This window comes from uncultured Methanobrevibacter sp., from assembly GCF_946184425.1.
Taxonomy (GTDB): domain Archaea; phylum Methanobacteriota; class Methanobacteria; order Methanobacteriales; family Methanobacteriaceae; genus Methanocatella.
In genome coordinates this window covers 1-21,599 of sequence record NZ_CAMHFP010000027.1, presented here as the reverse complement: position 1 = coordinate 21,599, position 21,599 = coordinate 1, and the positions used below count along the sequence as shown (strand labels likewise).

The 21,599-nt window shown below is 30.5% G+C and carries 24 protein-coding genes; 5 read left to right on the top strand and 19 right to left on the bottom strand.

Features of this window, described 5'->3' with window-relative positions; all coding sequences use genetic code 11:
* Positions 1 to 6: 6 nt before the first annotated feature.
* The 5 genes from Q0P94_RS07040 to Q0P94_RS07020 are packed head-to-tail and all read right to left on the bottom strand — an operon-like array spanning position 7 to position 5,106.
* Positions 7 to 1,788: a DNA-directed DNA polymerase gene (locus tag Q0P94_RS07040; RefSeq protein ID WP_295115114.1), complete on the bottom strand. Its 1,782-nt coding sequence runs from the start codon at positions 1,786 to 1,788 to the stop codon at positions 7 to 9.
* The gene (locus Q0P94_RS07035) at positions 1,789 to 2,811 is read right to left on the bottom strand and encodes an AI-2E family transporter (protein WP_295115112.1); all 1,023 of its coding nucleotides are present in this window, start codon (positions 2,809 to 2,811) and stop codon (positions 1,789 to 1,791) included.
* A gap of 15 nt (positions 2,812 to 2,826) precedes the next feature.
* Positions 2,827 to 3,627: a dihydroorotate dehydrogenase electron transfer subunit gene (locus Q0P94_RS07030; RefSeq protein ID WP_295115111.1), complete on the bottom strand. Its 801-nt coding sequence runs from the start codon at positions 3,625 to 3,627 to the stop codon at positions 2,827 to 2,829.
* Between the two features lie 3 nt (positions 3,628 to 3,630).
* On the bottom strand, positions 3,631 to 4,542 hold the full coding sequence (locus tag Q0P94_RS07025; RefSeq protein WP_295115109.1) for a dihydroorotate dehydrogenase: 912 nt from the start codon (positions 4,540 to 4,542) through the stop codon (positions 3,631 to 3,633).
* A gap of 24 nt (positions 4,543 to 4,566) precedes the next feature.
* Complete coding sequence (locus tag Q0P94_RS07020; RefSeq protein WP_295115108.1) at positions 4,567 to 5,106, bottom strand: glycosyl transferase; 540 nt, start codon at positions 5,104 to 5,106, stop codon at positions 4,567 to 4,569.
* A gap of 113 nt (positions 5,107 to 5,219) precedes the next feature.
* Here Q0P94_RS07020 and Q0P94_RS07015 point away from each other — a divergent pair, with 113 nt between their 5' ends.
* Positions 5,220 to 6,371, top strand: coding sequence for an NOP5/NOP56 family protein (locus Q0P94_RS07015; protein ID WP_367270220.1), 1,152 nt, complete (start codon positions 5,220 to 5,222; stop codon positions 6,369 to 6,371).
* Positions 6,372 to 6,374: 3 nt separating this feature from the next.
* The gene (locus tag Q0P94_RS07010) at positions 6,375 to 7,016 is read left to right on the top strand and encodes a fibrillarin-like rRNA/tRNA 2'-O-methyltransferase (protein WP_295115104.1); all 642 of its coding nucleotides are present in this window, start codon (positions 6,375 to 6,377) and stop codon (positions 7,014 to 7,016) included.
* A gap of 632 nt (positions 7,017 to 7,648) precedes the next feature.
* Here Q0P94_RS07010 and Q0P94_RS07005 read toward each other — a convergent pair.
* From Q0P94_RS07005 to Q0P94_RS06960, 10 genes are all read right to left on the bottom strand, one after another.
* Positions 7,649 to 8,263: a phosphopantothenoylcysteine decarboxylase gene (locus Q0P94_RS07005; RefSeq protein ID WP_295115102.1), complete on the bottom strand. Its 615-nt coding sequence runs from the start codon at positions 8,261 to 8,263 to the stop codon at positions 7,649 to 7,651.
* 31 nt (positions 8,264 to 8,294) lie between these two features.
* The gene (locus Q0P94_RS07000) at positions 8,295 to 8,807 is read right to left on the bottom strand and encodes a flavoprotein (protein ID WP_295115101.1); all 513 of its coding nucleotides are present in this window, start codon (positions 8,805 to 8,807) and stop codon (positions 8,295 to 8,297) included.
* 21 nt (positions 8,808 to 8,828) lie between these two features.
* On the bottom strand, positions 8,829 to 9,368 hold the full coding sequence (locus Q0P94_RS06995) for a PsbP-related protein (protein ID WP_295115099.1): 540 nt from the start codon (positions 9,366 to 9,368) through the stop codon (positions 8,829 to 8,831).
* A gap of 18 nt (positions 9,369 to 9,386) precedes the next feature.
* The gene (locus Q0P94_RS06990) at positions 9,387 to 10,133 is read right to left on the bottom strand and encodes an endoglucanase (RefSeq protein ID WP_295115097.1); all 747 of its coding nucleotides are present in this window, start codon (positions 10,131 to 10,133) and stop codon (positions 9,387 to 9,389) included.
* Between the two features lie 62 nt (positions 10,134 to 10,195).
* Positions 10,196 to 10,999: a prephenate dehydratase gene (gene pheA / locus Q0P94_RS06985; RefSeq protein WP_295115126.1), complete on the bottom strand. Its 804-nt coding sequence runs from the start codon at positions 10,997 to 10,999 to the stop codon at positions 10,196 to 10,198.
* 35 nt (positions 11,000 to 11,034) lie between these two features.
* The gene (locus tag Q0P94_RS06980; RefSeq protein ID WP_295115095.1) at positions 11,035 to 11,835 is read right to left on the bottom strand and encodes a CBS domain-containing protein; all 801 of its coding nucleotides are present in this window, start codon (positions 11,833 to 11,835) and stop codon (positions 11,035 to 11,037) included.
* 22 nt (positions 11,836 to 11,857) lie between these two features.
* Positions 11,858 to 12,793, bottom strand: coding sequence for a CBS domain-containing protein (locus Q0P94_RS06975; RefSeq protein WP_295115093.1), 936 nt, complete (start codon positions 12,791 to 12,793; stop codon positions 11,858 to 11,860).
* A 61-nt stretch (positions 12,794 to 12,854) separates the two neighbouring features.
* Positions 12,855 to 13,553 (bottom strand): 7-carboxy-7-deazaguanine synthase QueE, encoded by a 699-nt coding sequence (locus Q0P94_RS06970; protein WP_367270222.1) that lies wholly within the window; start codon positions 13,551 to 13,553, stop codon positions 12,855 to 12,857.
* The gene (locus Q0P94_RS06965; RefSeq protein WP_295115090.1) at positions 13,553 to 14,068 is read right to left on the bottom strand and encodes a 6-pyruvoyl tetrahydropterin synthase family protein; all 516 of its coding nucleotides are present in this window, start codon (positions 14,066 to 14,068) and stop codon (positions 13,553 to 13,555) included. Before Q0P94_RS06965 ends, Q0P94_RS06970 begins: the two co-directional genes overlap by 1 nt.
* Positions 14,068 to 14,658, bottom strand: coding sequence for a DUF366 family protein (locus Q0P94_RS06960; protein WP_295115088.1), 591 nt, complete (start codon positions 14,656 to 14,658; stop codon positions 14,068 to 14,070). Before Q0P94_RS06960 ends, Q0P94_RS06965 begins: the two co-directional genes overlap by 1 nt.
* 129 nt (positions 14,659 to 14,787) lie before the next feature.
* On the opposite strand from Q0P94_RS06960, the gene Q0P94_RS06955 reads away from it, so the two are divergent.
* The 3 genes from Q0P94_RS06955 (at position 14,788) to cas4 (ending at position 18,517) form a co-directional block, all read left to right on the top strand.
* A complete protein-coding gene (locus tag Q0P94_RS06955) occupies positions 14,788 to 15,861 on the top strand; it encodes a DNA polymerase subunit beta (RefSeq protein WP_295115086.1) in 1,074 nt (357 codons plus the stop codon).
* Between the two features lie 250 nt (positions 15,862 to 16,111).
* Positions 16,112 to 17,596, top strand: a complete 1,485-nt coding sequence (locus Q0P94_RS06950; protein ID WP_295115084.1) for a sodium-dependent transporter — start codon at positions 16,112 to 16,114, stop codon at positions 17,594 to 17,596.
* A gap of 129 nt (positions 17,597 to 17,725) precedes the next feature.
* On the top strand, positions 17,726 to 18,517 hold the full coding sequence (cas4, locus tag Q0P94_RS06945; RefSeq protein WP_295115082.1) for a CRISPR-associated protein Cas4: 792 nt from the start codon (positions 17,726 to 17,728) through the stop codon (positions 18,515 to 18,517).
* Between the two features lie 72 nt (positions 18,518 to 18,589).
* On the opposite strand, the gene Q0P94_RS06940 is transcribed toward cas4, so the two are convergent.
* From Q0P94_RS06940 to Q0P94_RS06925, 4 genes are read right to left on the bottom strand one after another with little or no spacing between them, the layout of a single operon-like run.
* A complete protein-coding gene (locus tag Q0P94_RS06940; protein ID WP_295115080.1) occupies positions 18,590 to 19,249 on the bottom strand; it encodes a DUF5612 domain-containing protein in 660 nt (219 codons plus the stop codon).
* The gene (locus Q0P94_RS06935; RefSeq protein ID WP_295115078.1) at positions 19,242 to 19,505 is read right to left on the bottom strand and encodes an energy-converting hydrogenase B subunit P; all 264 of its coding nucleotides are present in this window, start codon (positions 19,503 to 19,505) and stop codon (positions 19,242 to 19,244) included. The genes Q0P94_RS06940 and Q0P94_RS06935 overlap by 8 nt, the downstream gene beginning before the upstream one ends.
* A 10-nt stretch (positions 19,506 to 19,515) precedes the next feature.
* Positions 19,516 to 20,514: a respiratory chain complex I subunit 1 family protein gene (locus Q0P94_RS06930; RefSeq protein WP_295115076.1), complete on the bottom strand. Its 999-nt coding sequence runs from the start codon at positions 20,512 to 20,514 to the stop codon at positions 19,516 to 19,518.
* 3 nt (positions 20,515 to 20,517) lie between these two features.
* Complete coding sequence (locus Q0P94_RS06925; RefSeq protein WP_295115074.1) at positions 20,518 to 21,597, bottom strand: nickel-dependent hydrogenase large subunit; 1,080 nt, start codon at positions 21,595 to 21,597, stop codon at positions 20,518 to 20,520.
* Between the last annotated feature and the right edge of the window lie 2 nt (positions 21,598 to 21,599).

The following is a 21,599-nucleotide window of genomic DNA, read 5'->3' as shown; positions in this document are numbered from 1 at the left end:
TTCTTTTTATTTTTTATATTTCGCATAAAAACCATCAGTATCAGCATAAATTGCATAAAAACCATATTCTTCTGCTTTTTTTATTGAAGACTTAATGTATTGTCTTCCCCAAGAAGTAATAGCTTTTGCACATTCAAATGAATACCACCTAAATCTTGGAAATCCATAAATACCATACATAGTATTCGCTAATCTTTTAATAGCTTGTTGCTGTACATTTAAAGATCTTTTTTCAGTCTCATCGGTAGACTCTTTCATTTCACGTTTTATTCTAAATCTTTCCTGTAAAATTTTATCAATAACTGATGGAATAAAACCCTGAGGCGACTTTTTAAACTTCAAACCGTGTTCAGGAGAAATGTTATAGTCATCTTCATTTTCAACATCCCCAATAACCATAACATCAGGAGATATGTTTTTTGAAATTATAATACTAGGGTATAGACTCCTAAAATCGAATTGTACAAGATTTTCATGAAGTCCTGTTTCAGGCTCTCTTACATATCCGCCTTCATTATCCTCAGCATTTGCACGATTCGCAAAATTTGAGCCCTGCTTATTGGGAACTACTTCATCATCAAAATAAGCCTGTTTTACTAAAAACCATTCGGCCTGTTGACCAGTAGCCATACGACTTACATCAAATAAAGGCTGACCGATTATACGAGTAAGTTCCAAATTAAGAGGTAAAGTCTGTTCTGCAATTTTTAAAGTAGAAATAACATCATCAAGAGAATAATCAAATAGATTATCTAATTCTTCACCGCCATTATCCCAATATTCCCAAATTCTTTCACCAGGAACATCAATTTTTTCTTCGCCGAACAGTTCATAATAAACTCTTTCCAATGTATATCTCTCAAGAGACATGTATCTTCTCATGACCAAATATAAGTCTACATGGATTAATCCTTTAAGAGATGCAGCATTGGCATAACCTCTTCTAATATACCGGACATCAGATTCATCCATTCCGATATCCAAATCAACACCTAATATCTTTGCCCTATCCTTGATATATGGAAAATCAAAATTATCTGAATTATATCCGACAATAATATCTATATTATTCTCTTTTATAATCTTTACAAATTCTTCAATCATTTCTTTTTCAGAGGAAACTTGATTTACAAAATTATCCTTATCCTCTGAATTGGTTTTTGTTGAAATAACCTGATTAACACCGAAATTACTGGCCACACCAATCATGATTATTTCATCCTCTTCTGAATTAGGCATTCCATGAGGATTCCTAACTTCCAAGTCAAAACTTAAAATTCTAAATTTTTGAGGGTATTCTGGAACCCTCTTTAACTGTTCTGTTAATTTGATAATCTGAATATCCTGTTTTTTAGAATCAAGATTTAAAAATGAATCAATCTCTTCACCAACTGCAATAACTTCAGTCATAGGAATTACATCACGATCCATCAGATAACGCCTATAAAATGGAATATCAAATTCACGAATTTGCAACACACTATCCAAATCTCTCAGATTATCCCTATTTTTAGCAAGTTCCTGAGGATGTTTAAATGTGACTTTTATAAATTCCTTTTCAATTTGAAAATCTTTTTTAATGATTTTCTCAACAGAAATAACATCGAGATTTTCCTGAATTTCTGATATGCATTTATCAATTTCATCACTTACCACATACAGGTAAGGTTCAAAAGTATCATCCAATAATATTACATTCTCATTGCCATGTTTTGAGAATAAGCGAATGACAGGTTTTTCATCATATGTAACATAATCAATATCCAAAATTACAACATTTTTTTCCATTTAATCATCACCAAGAATGTATTCTTTTCTATAACTATCCAACACGGCATATGTAATTCCCAATATTAACGGACCTACAACAAAACCAACAATTCCATACACTAACGGACCGGCTAGAAATCCAATCAATAAAATTAATGGATGAATATCAGCATAATGACTTGAAAGATTCGGCCGAATATACATATCCACAGTACTCAAGAAAAATCCAAAAAGAAGCACTATAACAGCCCTAACATAATTGCCTGAAGCAATGTCGATGAAAAAAAGTGCCCAATATATTGGCCATGGCCCGAATACTGGAATCAATTGAAGTATACCAGTCAATACTCCTAAAAAAATCCCAAATGGATAACCTAAAAGTGAATATCCTATACAACCAAAAATTCCTATAAGTACAGATGTTAAAAAGTGTCCATAGAAAATACTTTTCAATACATTTTCTATAGATTTTATAGTGTTATCAAAAAATTTCTTAGATTCATCAGGAACAAAAGATTTAATAAATTCTAAACAATTTTCTCCATCACGTATGAAATAAAATACGGAACAGACTAAAATAAATAAATCCAAAGTAAGATTTGCAAGTTTACCTGCAAGTTTAACAATATAATTTAAAATATAACTCCCCACATTTTTAATTGCGGAATCAACATATGAATTAACAGCATTTATATCAAATCCAGCAGGCAAATACATTTTTATTTGAGAAAAGAAACCTGCAACATCAGTATTTGAATTGTTTGCCAAAACCCAACTAACGAATACTGACACTTCAAAAATAATGTAGGACAGCAACAATATCAATGGAATCAATACGGCAACCATTGCAATTAAAATTGAAATAGAAGAATATTTTAACTTAGACTGAATTTTTATAGCAACAGGTTTGATTCCATAAGCTAAAATTGCTCCTAAAACCACCATGTTTAAAACAGGAAATATAAACACTAAAGAAATCAGCACAAACAATATTATAATCAATATCGGAAGATTTAAATAATCTTTAATGTTTAATTCCATTAAAACCACCAATAGTTAATATTTAACACCAGAAGCATCTCTTCTGTATTTTGCAAACTCATCAATTTTATATATTTTCTCATTTTCAAAAACAGGACCTTCTACACAGATTCTCCAACCTTCACTATCGACACAACATTGTCCACATACTCCAAGAGCACATTTCATATATCTTTCAAGAGAATATTGAGCAGGTATGGAAGCATCTTCAAGAATATCGAATATTCCTTTCATCATTATTTCAGGTCCACAAACAAATGCATAATCATAATTCATAGTTTTAAGTAAATCACTTAGACAATTAGTTGCAAATCCTTTAAATCCAAAACTTCCATCATCAGTACAATAATGAACATTAGCCCCAAATTTTTCTAAAGAATCCCCAAACAGCAATTCATCTTTTGTTTGCGCCGCAACAATGACATCAACATTATTTCCCTTTTTAATCAAATCACAAGCTATTGCATTAACCGGAGCCATACCAACCCCACCACCTATAGCTATAATGTTTTTATCTTCAAATGAATTATTGAATCCGTTTCCATAACTTCCTCTTATACCAATTTTATCTCCAACATTCAAATTATGGAGTTGAGAAGTAAATTTGCCTATATTTTTAACACTGATTGCCAATTCATCATCACTGATTTGGGAAATTGACATTGGCTTTTCATTTTCAAAATTCCAAACCATTACAAATTCACCAGGATTCGGACGACCAAGTTTTTCCATATTCCAATCAAATTTAAATGTTTTAATAGTAGGAGTTTCATCAACAATTTCTTTAATCTCTACAATCTTTGGCTCATTAATCATCTTTTACAACTCCTTATGTGCAAGTCCAACCATCTCATCAATAGATGAAAATCCTTTTGAGGCCATGAATTTTTCCAATCCATCATTTATTTTTGAAAATACTTCGACACCTTCATCCATAATGGCAGTACCAATTTGAACTGCAGTTGCACCAGCATAAATAAATTCTACAACGTCTTCATAAGTATATATTCCCCCGACACCTATCAATGGAATATCCACAGATTCATAAACAGAATAAACATTACTGATGGCAATTGGTTTTATTGCCTTTCCACTCATTCCCCCAAATTTATTTGATAAAACCGGACGAGCAACATCAATATTGATTTTCATACCTGGTCCTAAAGTATTAATTAATGACAAGGCATCAGCACCAGCATCTTCACAAGTTTTTGCAATTTCAGTAATATCAGTAACATTTGGAGTTAATTTAGCAATAATTGGAACATCAGAAGCATCCTTTGAAGCAGAAACAATTGTATGTGATAAATTACAGTCCTGACCGATAGATGCACCATAACCATCCATAGCATGAGGGCAGGAAATATTTAATTCAATCATATCAACATATTCCTGAACTTCGCCAACCAATGAGGAAAATTCATCAGGAGTTGCACCATAAATTGAAGCAATAATCACATTATTTTCATGATTGATCCTCTTCAATTCCTCTTTAAAGTTTTCAACACCAGGATTTGAAAGTCCAATAGCATTAATAATACCTCCATCAACTGCAACGGTTGTAGGATTTACATATCCCGGATGAGGATTCAAAGAAAAAGATTTGGAAACTACCCCACCAGCACCAGATTTTAAAATCCAATTCATTGATGAAGCATTACTGCCCATAATTCCAGCAGCCAACATCAAGGGATTTCTAAATTCCACGCCACAAATATTTCTTTTTAACATAATACCAACTTTGTAATTAATTATTTAATTAGTTTTTGTAAATTTATCAATAATTTCCTGATATTTTTCATTTTGTAATTTTAAACTTATAACATTAGTTTTATTAGATTTAATAATTTCTTCTTTTGACTTAATCAGATTATCAATTTGTTCATCTTGTTTTTCAATTATCATGTCTTTCTGTTTCAATAACTCTTCATAAGTCTTAGAAATCTTTCGCAACTGAAGCTCTAAATTTTCACTGTTTGATTTAATCTGATTTTTATAATCATCAATTAAAGACCTCAAATATTTGACTTGATCATGCTTATCTTCAATAATCCCCTCTTTTTCATTGATTTTTTCTTGCAAGTCATCTAATTCTTTAATTCGGGCTTTATCATAATCAATTTTAGTGTCCAGTTTATCTTCCAAATTTTTATTTTCATATTTTAGTTTAGTTGAATAAAGCTTCAATTTATTAATCTCTTCCTTTTTTTGTTCAAGTTCCAAATTAAGCTCATCAATTTCAGCATTTTTTAATTCAATCTCATTTTTTAAATCTCTAAAACTTTGTTTTGACATAATTACAAATCCGAAAAGTAGCAAATTAAATCTTATAAAATAATTTAGTGTTTCAAATAAATTAAATTTTTTTATAAAAATACTTATTAAAAATAAAAAAAATATTTTAAGTTATGCAATGTTATATAACTTACTGCATCAAAGGATTTTTAGCTTTTAATAGTGAAAATGAATTGATATCTAAAAAATTATTTCCAGAAAATGAAATAATTCAAAGATTAGCGGATATTGATGATAAAAAAATTGTTAAAGAAGAAACAGATATTATAGAAGAAGTTTTGAAAGATTATGATGAAGTAATTATTGAATCAAATAAAAGATTATCTGATTACAATAATGAAAAAATCAAAATTCAAACACCTAATCAGGCGGGAGAATATCTCAGAAACAACTACGACAAATTTAACATTAATTCAGAAGACATTTCAAAAATATACCAAGATTTTGCAATTTATAAAATTAAAAAAGAATCAGCTTCTGAAGACAAACACTTAATCCAAGCCATTAATTCAATTGATGAGATAGACGAAACAATATCAAAATTAATAGAAAGAATTAGGGAATGGTATGCACTATATTTCCCAGAGATGGATGTTATTAAAAACAATGAAACTTACATAAGATTAATATCACAAAACAAAACCAAAGAAGAAATCTTAAAAGAAAAACCAGATGCCTTTCCAAGTAATATGATCGATATTGATGAAAATATCAATCAGGAAGATTTGGAAATAATGAACAATTATGCAAAATCTATTTATGAACTTCAAAAATCAAGAAAAAATATCGAAGAGTACATTAATCATAAAATGGAGACAATTGCACCTAACTTGAAACTGTTAGTTGGCCCTACACTTGGAGCAAAATTAATATCTCACGCAGGAGGAATAAAAAGACTTGCAATGTATCCTTCAAGCACAGTCCAAATAATGGGTGCAGAAAAAGCTTTGTTCAGACATTTGAAAAGCGGAGACAGACCTCCAAAATATGGTTTAATCTACCAACACCCACAAGTTAGAGGTGCTAAATGGTGGAACAGAGGAAAAATTGCCAGAATGCTTGCTGGTAAAATATCCCTAGCCGCCAGAAGAGATGTTTTTACCAAAACAATTTATGAAAATGTTTCGGAAGATTTTAAACAAAAAGTAGAAGAAATAGAAAAAAATAATCCATTTCCTACCAAAACAACTAAAAAAAGAAAAGAAGAAAAGTTCAAATCAAAAAATAAGAAGAAAAAAGGAAAAAAGAAAAAGAAAAGGAGATAAGGCATGAAAGTTTATTATAAAGATGGAAATGTAGCCACAAAAAATTTAACTCCAGGAATTTCTGTTTATGGTGAAGAATTAATTAATGAAGATGAAGAATATCGTATATGGAATCCTAGACGTTCAAAATTAGCTGCTGCTCTTTTAAATGGATTAAAAAATCTGGAACTTGAGGACACTTCAAAAGTACTATACTTAGGCGCATCAACCGGAACAACCGTATCCCACATCTCAGACATTGTAATCAATGGAAAAATATATGCCATTGAATTTTCACCAACTACAGCCAAAAAACTTGTTCAACTTTCACGTCAAAGGATTAATATTGCTCCGATTTTGGGAGATGCAACCAAACCCAAAGCATATATGAACATTATCGAAAAGGCAGACCTAATATATTGCGATGTCGCTCAACCAACACAAAGTGAATTGTTTATGAAAAACATGAATTTATTCTCAAAAGATGAAGGTTTAGGACTTTTAATGATAAAAGCTAGAAGTATTGACGTAGTACAAAAACCTAAAAAGATATTTAAAGAACAGGAAAAGAAATTGAAAGAAAAAGGTTTTAAAATTATTGAAAAAGTAAAACTAGAACCATACGAAAAAGACCATATTGCATTTTTAGTGGAAAAAAATTTTTAAAAAAAATAAAGTAATTTTCAGTGCCAAATGCATGAAAAACTAACAGAGAGAAATATAAAAAATTACTACAAAAAACCCAAAAAAGTATTACTCCAATACCTTTTTATACTATAAAATAAAATATAAAATATGCTAATGCAAATAAAATAAAAGTTCATTGAAACGTCCTTTAGGTTTATTCACTCTATTAATCACTCCATTTAACTAATACCTAAAGGCATGAACTTATTTTATTGAAAAACTCATTTTAAAAAAACTTATTTTCAAAGATTATTTTACTTATTTTATTTAAAAAAGTATTACTTGTAGACGCTCTAATCAGCTTAGAAAAATACAACTATTATTAAAAAATTAAATCAAAATAAAATTTAAATCAAAACTATTAATACATCAACCATGAAAAAAACATAGGAAAAACAAAAATTATTTACACTTAAAAAATGAAAAAAAGAAATTTAAAATATTTAACGATTTTCAATAATACTCACCCAAAATGAAACCAAATATATTAAAATCATGGTGAATATAAATAGTATCTTTTAATAAAAACTATTGAATAGTAAATTAAATTATTGAAAATTTTAAAAGTAAAATAAAAAAATAAAAATATTAATTAAGTCACCTATATGTGACTATAATCTTTTTAATATTTCATCAAAAATTGTTTTTGCAATTTGTTTTTTAGATGCTAAAGGAACAGATAAAACATCATCATCCACCAACAATACTTCATTACTGTCAGATCCAAATTGACATTCGACTTTAGAAATATCATTAGCAACTACCAAATCAGTACCTGCATCAGAAATCTGTTTTCTAGCGCATTTAATCATTTCATCACGAGATATATTAAATTCCGCCTTAAATCCAACCAAAAATATATCAGGATTTATCTTTTTAATTTGACGTATAATTTTTGTAGTTGGCTTCAAATCAATAGATAAAGATTTTGATGAATCAATTTTTTTACTGGATTCCTTTTTAAATTGAAAATCAGATACAGCAGCGGCAGAAATAAATATGTCACATTCAGGAATTAAATCTAAAATAACATCATTCATTTCCTTACCCGTTTCAACATTAATAACATTAAAAACAGAAGGAATGTCAACACTTACATTAGCTACTACCAATGTCAAGTTAGACCCTCGAATGTAAGCTTCCTTTGCCAATTCTAAACCCATCTTTCCAGAAGATTTATTAGTTATCCCCCTAACAGAATCAATAGGTTCATATGTTCCACCCATACTAATTAAAATATTTTTACCTTTAATAGTATCAGTCCTTTTTATTCAAATTTATAGTTCTTAACGATTCAAGAACTATATCCTCTTTAGATGGAAATTTAGCCTTACCTTCATCCATTTTTGGTTTAATAAAAGTAGCAGAACCTTCCAATTTAATTTTATCAATATTATCTTTAATGGCCTTATACATGGAATCATGCATTGACGGAACAAAAATAATTGGTGTGTCATGACCATATGCAGTAATCAGTAAAGTTGAAATCGGATTATCAGAAATTTTATGTGCAAATTTGGATATGGTATTTGCTGTGGCTGGTGCGACCAAAATCAAGTCTTCCTGAGAATATTTGACATGCTCAATACTGCCAGTTAAATTTGTTACCACAGGATTTCCAGTTGCAAATTCCATTGCATTAGGATGAATAATTTCACAAGCCGCATCACTCATAAAACATTTAACTTCAACATCATTTCGTCTAAATTCACGAGCTAATTTAATTGACTCAGTAGCTGCAATACTACCAGTAACACATAATACAATCATTTAAAACACCAAAAAAAGAAATTAAGTAATTTGAATGTCTGATAAAATATAATCAAATACATACAAATTAGATTCGAATTTATCTATAGGTGCACTATAAAGTAAAACATAAGCTTGTCCACCTTTTTCAAACCAAACCGCCTTATGTTGTTTTTGAACACCATTCTCATTGGAAGTATAAACATACTCCAATGCATCATTTCCATCTATCATTGATGAACCTGATGACACCAGATCATAATTATTATTGTTTTGCATAGGAGCATAAGTATTATTTACAAATGTTGCAAATTCTCCTTCAATAGGTTTCTTTTCAATATTAATATTGACTTGACCTATGCCAAAAGAGTCTACAGAATCTGCTTTTGAAATAGCCATTATAGAATAGGATGAAAGAGCATCAGAATAACCCCAATCAGAAGGATAATTTATAGTAATTCCTGATTTAGATAATGTCAAAACAGTAGTATCATTTGATTCAGCACTAACACTAGCCATACATATGAACAATAACATCAATACAAAAACAACAACACTTCCTTTTAATATAACATTTTTCATAAATATCACCCATAGGAATTAATTCCCATTGCCTCCATTTCCAGAATCTGAAGAAGATTGACTGTTACTACCACTATTACTGCCTGATGAAGATGAACTACTATCAGAACTACTTGAATCACTAGAACTACTATCAGAACTTGGCGCAACAGCTCCAGAATCATAAGTAGATGAACTACTTGAAGACGAATCTGAAGTAGTCACTACTGAACTAGAAGAATCACTTGAACTGCCACCAGATGAACTATAATTTGTATAAGATGTCTGAGTAGATGTTGTAGGTGCAGTAGTTTGATTAATTTCAGGGAACGCTGTATCTTGAACAACTGCAATTGAATTATTGCCAGACAAGGAATCAAAGTCTAAATTAAATACCCCATAAGCAACACCGGCTGTGAATCCAATTACCAATATCAACAATAAAAGTAATTTAAAAGTGCCACCATCCATGGAAGATTTTTCCTTACGATTATATTTTGCATCGCCTTTTTTAGGATTAATAATATATTTTTGAACCAAATCTTGCTCTTCTTTCTTTTTATTAATGGCAGGTTTCTTACTTCTTTTTCTTTTTCTTGAATTATCAGCAGGTTTGCCTTGCATAGATCTGATTCTTCTTGTAGCTGCTTGAGCATCAATAGTATTTAATTTATCTTCATACTTAGAACGAAAATAGCTATATTTCTCAGCAGAAATTTTACCAGATCGATAATCATTTTCCAAACTGCTCATAATCTTTAGAAGTCTTTCTCTATCATCTGACATACCTACCCTCCCTGAAACTTTATAACATTATAATATATATCAACATTAATTTATAAGTTTACCTAAAATTCGGGATAGGAACCTAAAACTTTTAAAAAATAAGTATTATCTTCAATTTCTTTTAAGATATTCTGAATTAAATTATCATCAATATGACCATTAAAATCAACAAAGAATAAATATTTGCCCAAACCTTCTTTAGAAGGTCTAGATTCGATTTTAGTCAAATTGATATTATTTTTCTCAAAAATTCCTAAAATATTATACAAACCACCAGGACGGTCTTCATAAATGGAAAATATAATTGATGTTTTATCTCTACCAGTCATTTTAGGACTTTCTTTTGAGAGCACAACAAATCTGGTTTCATTATTAGCAATGTCCTGAATATTTGATTCCAAAATTTCCAAGCCATATAATTCCACAACTTTTGCATTACAAATTGCAGCTTTTGATTTTTCGCCAATGATACTTTTTGCAGCCCTTGCAGTACTTACAGCATAATGTGGCTGAATCCCATGATTTCTGATATAATCCTGACACTGCGCGATAGCTTGTGCATGGGAATATACATCTTCAATATCCTCCATTTTTGTACCAGGATTAACAATGAGATTCTGATTAATTGGAATAATTATTTCTTTAAAAATTTTTAAATCATATTTATGTGCCAATTGATCTAAAGTTATTCCAACAGGCCCTTCAATGGAATTTTCTATAGGAACAACACCTAGTGAACAATCTCCATTTTTCACACTTTCCATTACAGCCGGAATAGTACAATAAGGAATCAATTCATCACCAATCAGGCTTGCGGCTTCGTGAGTGAATGTGCCCTTAGGTCCTAAAAATGAGATTAAAGTAATATGAACCACACCTAAAAAAAATAAAAAAAAGATATTTAAGATTCTAATTTTTCAATTAGTCTTAAAATATCAGTTTGTGTTATTATACCAACAACATTATTTTCTTCAACAACTGGCAATCCATTAAATCCAGTTTCCATGATAATGTTAGATATTTCAGTTATTGACATGTCTTTTGAAACAAATGTTGGATTTCCAGACATTATATCCTCAACTAAAAGCTCTTTAATTTGAGACTTTTGATATTTTTCAGGAACTTTTTTCCTAAAGTCAATGAATGCCCTCATCAAATCTTTTGAAGTAATCATTCCCACTAGTTCATCATCGTCAACAACAGGTAATCTACCCACATTAGATTCAATCATTTGTCTTCTTGCATGTACAATTCTTTCAGTTGGAGATACAACTGTTAAATCTTTAGACATTATTTCTTTTACAGTAATCTTATCAAATGCAATTCCTGTAGCAAGAGTTACAAAGTCAGCTTTTGATACTATTCCAACCATTTTATCTTCATTCACTACTGGAACAGAACCAATTCCTTTTTCTAACATTATCTTAGCCACTTCGTCCAATTGCATTGATTCAGGAACTGTAATAACATCTTTAACCATTACAGATGAAATATGAAGTCTTGATGCAGGCATGCTTTCATATTTTGATGAACCAAGTTTATTAGCAATGTCTCTTTCTGAGATAATACCTACTAATTGTTTATTATTGGTTACCGGTAAACGAGATACATTATGTTTACGTAATAATTTCAATGCATCAGAAAGATTTTGATCTTTATCTATAGTTATTATATCTTCAGACATCAAATTCTTAATTTGCATATTATCATCTCCTATAAAATGTTTAATATCTTTTAACTGCTCTTAAAATATCTCTTTCAGTGATAATTCCCATTACTTTATCATCTTTAACTACAGGAACACCACCAATATTTTTTTCAGCGAATAATTCACATAAGTCCCCTATAGTCATAGTCGGTTCGATTGTGACTGGTTCTTTAACCATTATGTCTGAAATTATGGTTTTTAAAACATCAGTAGCTAAATTGGAATTTAAATTATCGAATAATTCTTTAGCATTTAAGAATCTAATTATATCGGTAGAAGTAATGATACCTAATAATTTTTTAGCTGCTTTAGAAATGTCTGCTTCACCACCCACAATAGGAATTCTCCTTAAACCATTTCTTACCATGATTTTACATGCACTTTCAAGAGGAGTTCCCGGAGTTGTAGTGAACACTTTTGTACTCATATAATCTTGTGCTGTTTCTTTAGAAGCGACACCAGCTAAGGATAATGCAATATCCCTTTCAGTTACAATACCTGCAAGTTTATCATCAGCATCAACAAGAGGAATAGCACCTAATTGATTAGATAACATTGTTTCAATGGTTTCACCAATAGAAGCTTTTTTAGATAATGAAACTACGTCACGAGTCATGATTTCTCTAACTGGCTCATTGATAGCTGCTAAGAAGTTGTCTTCGTATTTTTTCTCAATAATGTTGAATTTGCTTCCCCCACCAAAGAAGTCTAATATATCCATTACTGTAACAATACCCAACACTTTACCAGAACCAGGATCGGTAATTGGTAATCTTCTAAATTCATGTTCCATCATAATTTTAGCAGTATCTTTGATACTTTTTGAAGGAGGAATTGAAACTACTTCTCTTGAAGCAATTGCCATGATGTCTCCTTCTTTATCATGAACTTTAGTTTCACGTTCAATTGCGCCTGTGTTTGATTTTCTGTTAATGGATGTTTTATCTTTCATTTTCACACCTCTACTAAATTATATTCCCTAAAAATAAAATCATTATATTAAAAACAAAATATTACTCAATATCCAAAATTTTATGAATTTGAGGAATGGTGGAAACTTCAAAATATTGCCCAACAATCTCTGAAAACTCAAATAATTTAAAATTAAGATCCTTCCATTCGTTTAATGGACTAGAAGGTTGGATAATTATTTGAAGATTACTTTTGCTTGAAATATTATCGGATAATTTTTTGATTACCTCTTTAAATGACTTTATTTTTGTTGAAGGCAATATAACTACTTTACAATATACATTTTTACACTTCGCTATTAATAAATTTAGTGATTTAATTTCATTGTAAAATATTTCTTCATCAAAATCACCATCAAAATGTTCAGGTAATTTAATATCTAATGAAACCATATCTAATTTTTCAATTGAATTGATATTATCCGGTAAAGTTCCATTAGTTTCAAGCATTATCTTCAAATCAGTTAATTTTGAAACTTCATTTATAAATTCTGGATAAAGTGAAGGCTCACCGCCAGTGAATGAAATTGTATTACAATCAGGAGTCAAAATTTCATTAATTTCACGAACAACATCTTCAGGAGCCATTACTGTTCCGGATTTCTCAGATTTGCTGAAACCAGTATCACAATAATTGCAATTCAAATTACAACCTGCAAATCTGACAAAAATCTGCCTTTGACCTATCAAAAGGCCTTCACCCTGAAAACTTGAAAATATCTCAATAATTGGAGCTTTCATCATAAATCTTTCCTATACATAGCCCCTTGTCCAATACCTTCATTTACGCATACTGCAACATATTCCAGATTATCATATGTTTCAGATAATTTTTTAGCTAAAGTTTCTGCAAAAAATTTGGATAATTCTTCAGCAGAAGTATATGGAAGAGGCAGAAATATACAGTCCACGGAAGGAATTGAATAACCTTTCCCATCAATCTTAAAGAAAACAGTTTTTTCTTTTTTCAAATCAAAAATTGAATCTTTTTTCTTATCGAAATCTTTAAATTCAATCAGGTCATTGTAAACAGGAATTAATAATCTGTGGTCCAGTTCGTCACAAATTGCTTTAGTATAAGCTTTAGCATCTTTAAAATCTACAACAAATTCAAAATTTCCTGCTCTTTCACCCTCAATTTCAATGTCCACAAAGTAAGAATGTCCGTGAATGAATCCACATGATTCATGGCCCGGAATTACATGAGCAGAAGAAAATCTTAAATTTGATTGAATACCGTTTATTAAAATTTTCATCATAACACCTTTGTTTTACTTATATCTTTTTCAATAGTTTCTAATTCATCAATAAATCTAGTTACAGTTTCATTTATTAAATCATCCAAATTATCTTCATCAAAAATTTGCTTACCATCAACTTTAATATCATATAAACCAATGGTTTCAACATCACTAGGAGTCCCCTTATCCTCCAAATTAAGTGCAAAATGAATTTTTGCAGAACTTAATGAGACACTGGCTATAGAAATAGACAATTTTCCATCATCTACAAAAAGATCATCACCTTCTCTTTTAGTTACAACACCATTCTCAGCCAATATCTCTCTAAAAATCATTACCAAAAGTCTTTGGCGAAGATAAGCTATTCTCATATTTGGTGGCTGTTGGTCAAAAAACTCGCAAATAAAATTAACCATATAATTTGATTTAATTTCAAGACCTACATCAGCAAAATCCTTCAAATTATCTGGAGTGATATTGACCGGACCTATCCATGTTACTATGGATGATCCATAAATTCCAAATTCCTGGAAGGCCCATGACGGATTGATTTGGCTTCCATCATACTCAAAGATTTCATCAATATGTTTATGAGTAATTGTCATAATAAAACCTAAATAAATTAATACATAATAATATATGCATTTTTATAATATAAACTAAACTAAAAAGTTATCTGAAAATGAAAACATAATATACTAAATTAAAAAAATATTATATAAGGAGATAATATTATGGAACAAGTAAGAACAAGAGATTTTATTTACACCACTGACGATTTATATTTTGCATCAACAAATTACATTCACCCAGAAAACAGGGTAATTTCCTTTTTAAGATATATTCCCGATCCCGAAGGTGACCGTGAAAAGGACGGTAAAAGATACAGAAAAGTTGGATCTGAAGAAGCATATTCCTATTTAAGAGAAAATTATCCAGATTATTTATATTTTTCAGAAGTTACCAACGTTGAAATGATGGGAGTACCATTGGATAAAGTTGAAAGAGTAATTAAACCTGAAAAAAGGCTTTTAGGACTTAAAAAGACTTTTGAATCTGGTGGAGATGTTAAAAATCCGGAACTAATAGCTAAACTAATGGATGTTGCAGACTTTTTCCATTACATGGCCGACATCCCCTATGATCATTTAGGAATTTCAGGTTCAATTTTACCAGGACTTCAAAAAAGCAATGTTTCTGACTTGGACTTTGTTGTTTATGGTTTGGACAACCACAGGCGCGCAATTGCTGCTTTTAAAAAATACAGAGGAAAAGAAGTATATATCGAAGAAGTTGATAAACACATCACAGTTGAAGGCATTACAAATGATTATTGGGATTTTGTATACAATAAAAGAATGAGTGATGAAAGCCTGACTAAGGAAGAATTCAGATGGTATGAAAATAGAAAAGCAAATAGAGGAACAATTAATGGAACTTTATTTGATATCTTAGCTACCAAAGACTATGATGAAATTGAAGGCAGTTGGGGAGATACAGTTTACGAACCTCAAGGAATCTCACAAATCGAATGCGACATCGTAAGTGCACTCGGAGCTTTCGACAATCCATCACTTTACACTATAGAAAATGTAAAAGTTATTGATGGTGTGAACGTGCCTTTAGATGAAGTGGTTTCATTCACACATACCTATGCTGGAGAAGTAATTGACGGCGAACATGTGATCGCTAAAGGAAAAGTAGAAAAAGTTATTGTTAACGAAGAATTTAGCCATTACAGACTGGTTGTTGGAACCACACGAGAAGCAATTGACGAGTATTTAAAACTTAAGGAAAGTCCTGCTTAAAAATATATAAAAAATAAGAGTGATTATGTCACTCAAATTATACTTTTTTTAAAAAATTTAAATTTAATTAATCAGAATATACTAATTTTAAATTAATTTTACCAAACGAACATTATTCAATTAAAAAAATAATCATTTATTAGAAGATTCAACAATTTTTAAGTAATATTAATACCAGTTAAGCAAAATTAATACAATACTATATAAACTTCAACAACAAAAATAATACTATTAAATTTAATGTGATAAAATGAGTGAAGCAAAAAAACAAGAGTGGAATAGTAATTTTGCATTTATGATGGCAATGATTGGTTCCGCTGTTGGACTTGGAAATATTTGGCGTTTCCCAAATGTTTTATATTCCAATGGTGGAGGTTCATTCATGATTCCTTATATTATTTCTCTATTTCTTTTAGGAATTTCCTTTGTTTTAGTGGAATATGCCGTCGGATTTAAATTTAAAAAATCTATTGCAAGAATATTATACTCCATTAAAGGAAAATTAGAACCAGTTGCGTGGTTCATATTATTAATCGTATTTTTAATTACTACATACTATGTTTGTGTTGTTGGATGGGACTTTATATATATTATTTTAAGTTTTACAAAAGCATGGGGATCAAATCCTGATTTATACTTTGCAAATCATGTACTACATGCAACAGACTCAATGTCAGGGTTATTTACAATTGTTCCAAATGTCCTTATTTCAGTATTTTTAATTTGGTTATTTGCATGGTTAATTATTAAAAGAGACTTAAATGATGGAATAGGTAAAGTAAGTCAAATTTTATTACCATTACTCTGTTTAATAGTTATTGGAATTGTAGCATTTTCCCTAACATTACCTGGAGCATCCATTGGATACACTCAAATATTTACACCAGATTGGGGTGCTTTAACAAATCTGGATGTATGGTTGGCTGCTTTTGGACAAATTGTATTTTCATTAAGTTTAGGTATGGCAATTGCTATGACCTATGCAAGCTACTTGCCAGAAGGTTCAAAATTAGTGGATAATGCAATAATTGTTGCATTTTCAAATTCAGGTTTTGAAATATTTAATTCCATTGGAATTTTTTCAATTTTAGGATTTATGACCTTATCAAGTGGAATTCCATTTAACGAACTTGTAACTGAAGGAACTGGACTTGCATTTGTTGTTTTCCCACAAGTATTCAATACAATGGGACCCGCAGCATATGTTGTGGGACCATTATTCTTCTTGTGCATATTATTTGCTGGAATAACTTCAGTTATTGCCCTTCTTGAAGGAGTCTGCTATTCAATTTCAGAAAAATTCCTTATTGAACGTAAAAAAACAGCAACAGTAGTTTGTATCATTGGATTTTTAATATCCTGCATATTTGCAACTGCTGCAGGAAGTACAGTTTTAGGAGTGTTTGATGCATTCTTAAACAATTTCGCATTACTATTTGCAGTACTTCTCGAATGTATAATCTTTGGTTGGATTTACAAATTTGATGACTTGATTGATACATTAAATGAAAATTCAAAAATCAAAGTTGGCAAAACATGGAAAATTGTTATTAAATACATACTGCCAATCTGTATCCTTGGTCTTTGGATACAAGGAGTCTATTCAACATTATCCACAGCAGACGGTTTAAGTATAACCATAATGGCAATATTAACAATCATATTAATAGTTGTACCATTCATATTTGCAAAATTGCCTGCAATCAATAAGGATTATTACAATGTGAAAAATTAATATTAAATAGCTAAATAAATAGCTATTTACTTTTTTTATTTATTTTAAAGAAATTTAAATCGTTTATAACTTCTAATTATTTATATTATTAATTCTAAATTAATATTACACAATTTAAGAGGTTATAATATGATTAACATATCTTCAATTAAAACACATATGTTCTGTCCTAGAAGCCTATACATTCAAACATGGAATGAACAAGAAAAACAAAATGATTTTCAACTTGCAATTGAAATTAAAAAGCTTAAAATCGATGTTCAAGATTTGATTCAAAAAAATATGCGAAAAATTAAAAAAGAAATGGGCATCACAGAAATTGAAAACGAATTATCTGAAAATATTGACTCCTACATTAAAAGTAATACAAATGCAATAGTTTCCATGAATCTGGAGCTGCAACCGGAACAAATTAATGAAATAATTGACAATACTTATTTTAACATAAAATTGACAGCTTTAAAAATAAAACAAGCGATGAATATGTATCATAAGGATGCATTTGCAATAACTGACATGTTTTTTCCCAATTGCATGTATTCCTATTTGTTAAAAGACCAACAACTCGAATTAATTGGAATTTGCGATAAAATTGAAATTATTGATGGTAAATACTATCCAGTAATTCTTAAAAGTTCAAATCCTCCATTAAAAGGCGTATGGGACCAGGATGCAATAGAATTAGTGGCCCATGCAATACTCCTCGAAGAAGAATTTGAAACAGAAGTTTTCGTTGGTTTTGTATATTATGAAAAAATAGATGAAAGACGACCTGTCGTTATGGACGTAAATCTTCGAAAAGCATTATTTGAAGTAATTAGAGAAGTTAAAGAGATTACCGAAAATAAAAAACTTCCCAATGTTAAAATAAATCCAAAAAAATGTTGCAAATGTCAATATGAAAATTATTGTATGCACTGACACTAAAAATCCAGAATATATAAAAAAAGGGAGTTGAAACAACTCCCCCATATGTCCATAAACATGAAAAAATTAATATTTTATTTTGTCACCAAGTCTTTTAATATCAAATACTGCAGTATCAGCAACAGCCATAACTGCAAGTACCCCCGCCTGAATTGGATCAGTTATTATCAAATCAGCATATTTAGTTACGCTACCAGGCATATTTAAAGAAATTACAATCAAATTTCCTTTTTCCTTTATTTTTTTAACAGCTTCAGTAATTTCTCCACCCATAAGTGAACCAGCGAGAACTAATGCAGTAACACGAGGGAGTCTTGAAATAGCTTCAATAGCTTCTGCTAAATTTTTTTCACCAACTAAAGGAATAGTATCAATACTGATACGTTCTCCACGTATATTATGCCTATCAGCTTCAGTGATTGCGCCTTTTGCAACCTGTGATACTTGCGCTCCACCACCAACAATAATTATACGCTTACCATAAATATCCAATTGAGAACCATGCAATTCCACAGATTTAATTTCTTTAATATTCTTTAAATCTGCAAGCAATTCATCAATGTTTTCAACATGTTCCAATTCCAAGTTGATAGAACCCATATTATTTTTTTCAACAAAAAGATGAACATAACTAATATTAGCCCCATGAGAAGTAATAACATCAGTAATATCATCTAAAACTCCTTTTTTCTCATATGATTGGATAGTTAATGTATAATCATTCATTTTCTGGCCTAATTTTATCTAATTCTGCATGTGCTCTTTTCCACATACTTAAAAAATTATCATTTTCAGAAACAGGAATTACTTCAAGACCCAAATCTCTATGTTCCGCAATCCACTCTTCATGGAAAACCGGAATTTCTACTTTAATTGGTTCAGAGGTTTTATTTACAACTATGAGATTTCTGTAAGGAAAATCCCATTCAACAATGTATCCTCCAAGACTTACCATATGATATGGTCTCATAACAAATTTCAAAATAATCACCTCATAATAATCCAAGTACAATAGCCAATATTCCCAGCAATGTTGAACCTAAAATAGTAGGCAACAATTGCCTATTAGTAAATACCGGACTAAATGCAGATAAGATTCCCATCATAAATACAAATATTAAAGCAACAGCAATATTAACTAAAATTCCCCATGAAAGAATAGTTGGTGGAACTCCAATAAATAATACTGAAAAGATTGCACCAAGCACAAACATGAAAAATCCTCTAGTTAGGTAAACAACTGCTCTATATTTTGATGCATATTCCATATATGGTCCTTCAATTACATCACTTTTAGCCTTAATAATTGAAAATGGATATTCATTTAATATTATCATATAACCAATGAAAAATACAATAGCCGCAACTGCACCGGATACTGTGAATAAAAATGGTCCATTTGCTTGCTGATATGCCACAATATCAGCCAAGAAAATACTTCTTGAAGCAGTAACTGGAGCAAATAAAGCTAAATACAAAGGAAATGATCCATAAGTAATCATCCTAAGAGACCTTTTTGCACTCATATCCTCTATGAATGAACGAGTAGCATTCAGATGAACTGCACCTTTAATTAAATCTGGAAATGGCATATTTACAGACATTACAGATTTAGACAATGCTCCCATCAGCACATAACAAATTTCTTCCACTTTTAAAAAACCAATAACTGCAACTAAACTTGCAAGTGCAGGAACTTGATAAGCTTGAGGAGTCAATGCAACAAGAACACATAAAACAACAATAAAACAGATTATCGGCAATGCTTTATATAAACCTGGAACAGGAGATGAAACTTCAACATTTTCTTTAAACATGAATTTGAGCGGAGCCATAATTCCCGGGGAAGTCACGGGAGGACCGATTCTTTGTTGAATTCTTGCATGAATATATTTTCTTTCAATTCCAGGAAGTAATGTAGAAATTACAAAACAAATAAGAACTGTAAGGATTACTGCAAGAATTGAATATATTACTGTATTTTCAAACATAATCTATCTCCTTATTACCTCAATTACCCTATCAGAACATGTGAAACATGGATCACATTGTACAATACATAACTGTGCATCCGTAAGCTGGTCACCAATACATGCATATTGCATAGCACCAATGTTAGACATTGATGGGGTTCTGATAATTGAATGTCTTACTCTGCCGCTTTCAAGAGCATAAGAATGATACAATGTACCTCTTGGAACTTCAATATAACTCTCATTAATTCCAGTGTCAAACATTTCCCAATCCCTATTAACTACTTTTCCTTCAGGAATATTTGCAATAGCTTGACGAATAATTTTAATTGATTCAAATGATTCAAGAGCCCTCATTAATAAGTTAGATTTTACATCACCATCAGGCTGGGTAACCACATTATAATCAAAGTCATCATATTCAAACATGGTGGTTCTCAAATCTCTTGCAACTCCTGTTGCCCTTAATGTCGGACCGGTTACTGCTAGTTTTAAAGCTTGTTTTTGTGGAAGAACACCAACCCCCGTAATCCTTGACATTACAATTGAATCTGAGGTAAATCTATCCGCAAAATCTGAAAGACCCTCTTCAAGTTTGTCCATATCATTTTTTAATCTTAATAATTTTGATTCATCCAAATCACATCTTGGCCTTACTCCGCCTAAAACAGAACAACCATATTGAACTCTGTTTCCACCAATCATTGCAAGCAGTTCCATTACGATTTCTCTTAAATAGAATACTCTCATTGAAAATGTTTCATGAGCCAACACTTCACAACCATGTGCTAAATACAAGAAGTGTGAATGTAAACGTTCAAGTTCGCCCATGATGACACGAATATACATTGCTCTTTCAGGAATTTCAATACCTAATCCCAATTCTGCTGTTCTGCATGAATTCCATATATGTGAATTTGAACAGATTCCACAAATTTTTTCAGTAAGTGAATTAGCTTTTTCAACTGGAAGTCCTTCCATGATTCTTTCTATTCCCCTATGATTAACACCTATAGTTATTTCCGCTTCCTGAACTATTTCATCTTCAACAAAAAGCCTTACCCTATATGGTTCCAATGCAGCAGGGTGAACTGTACCCATTG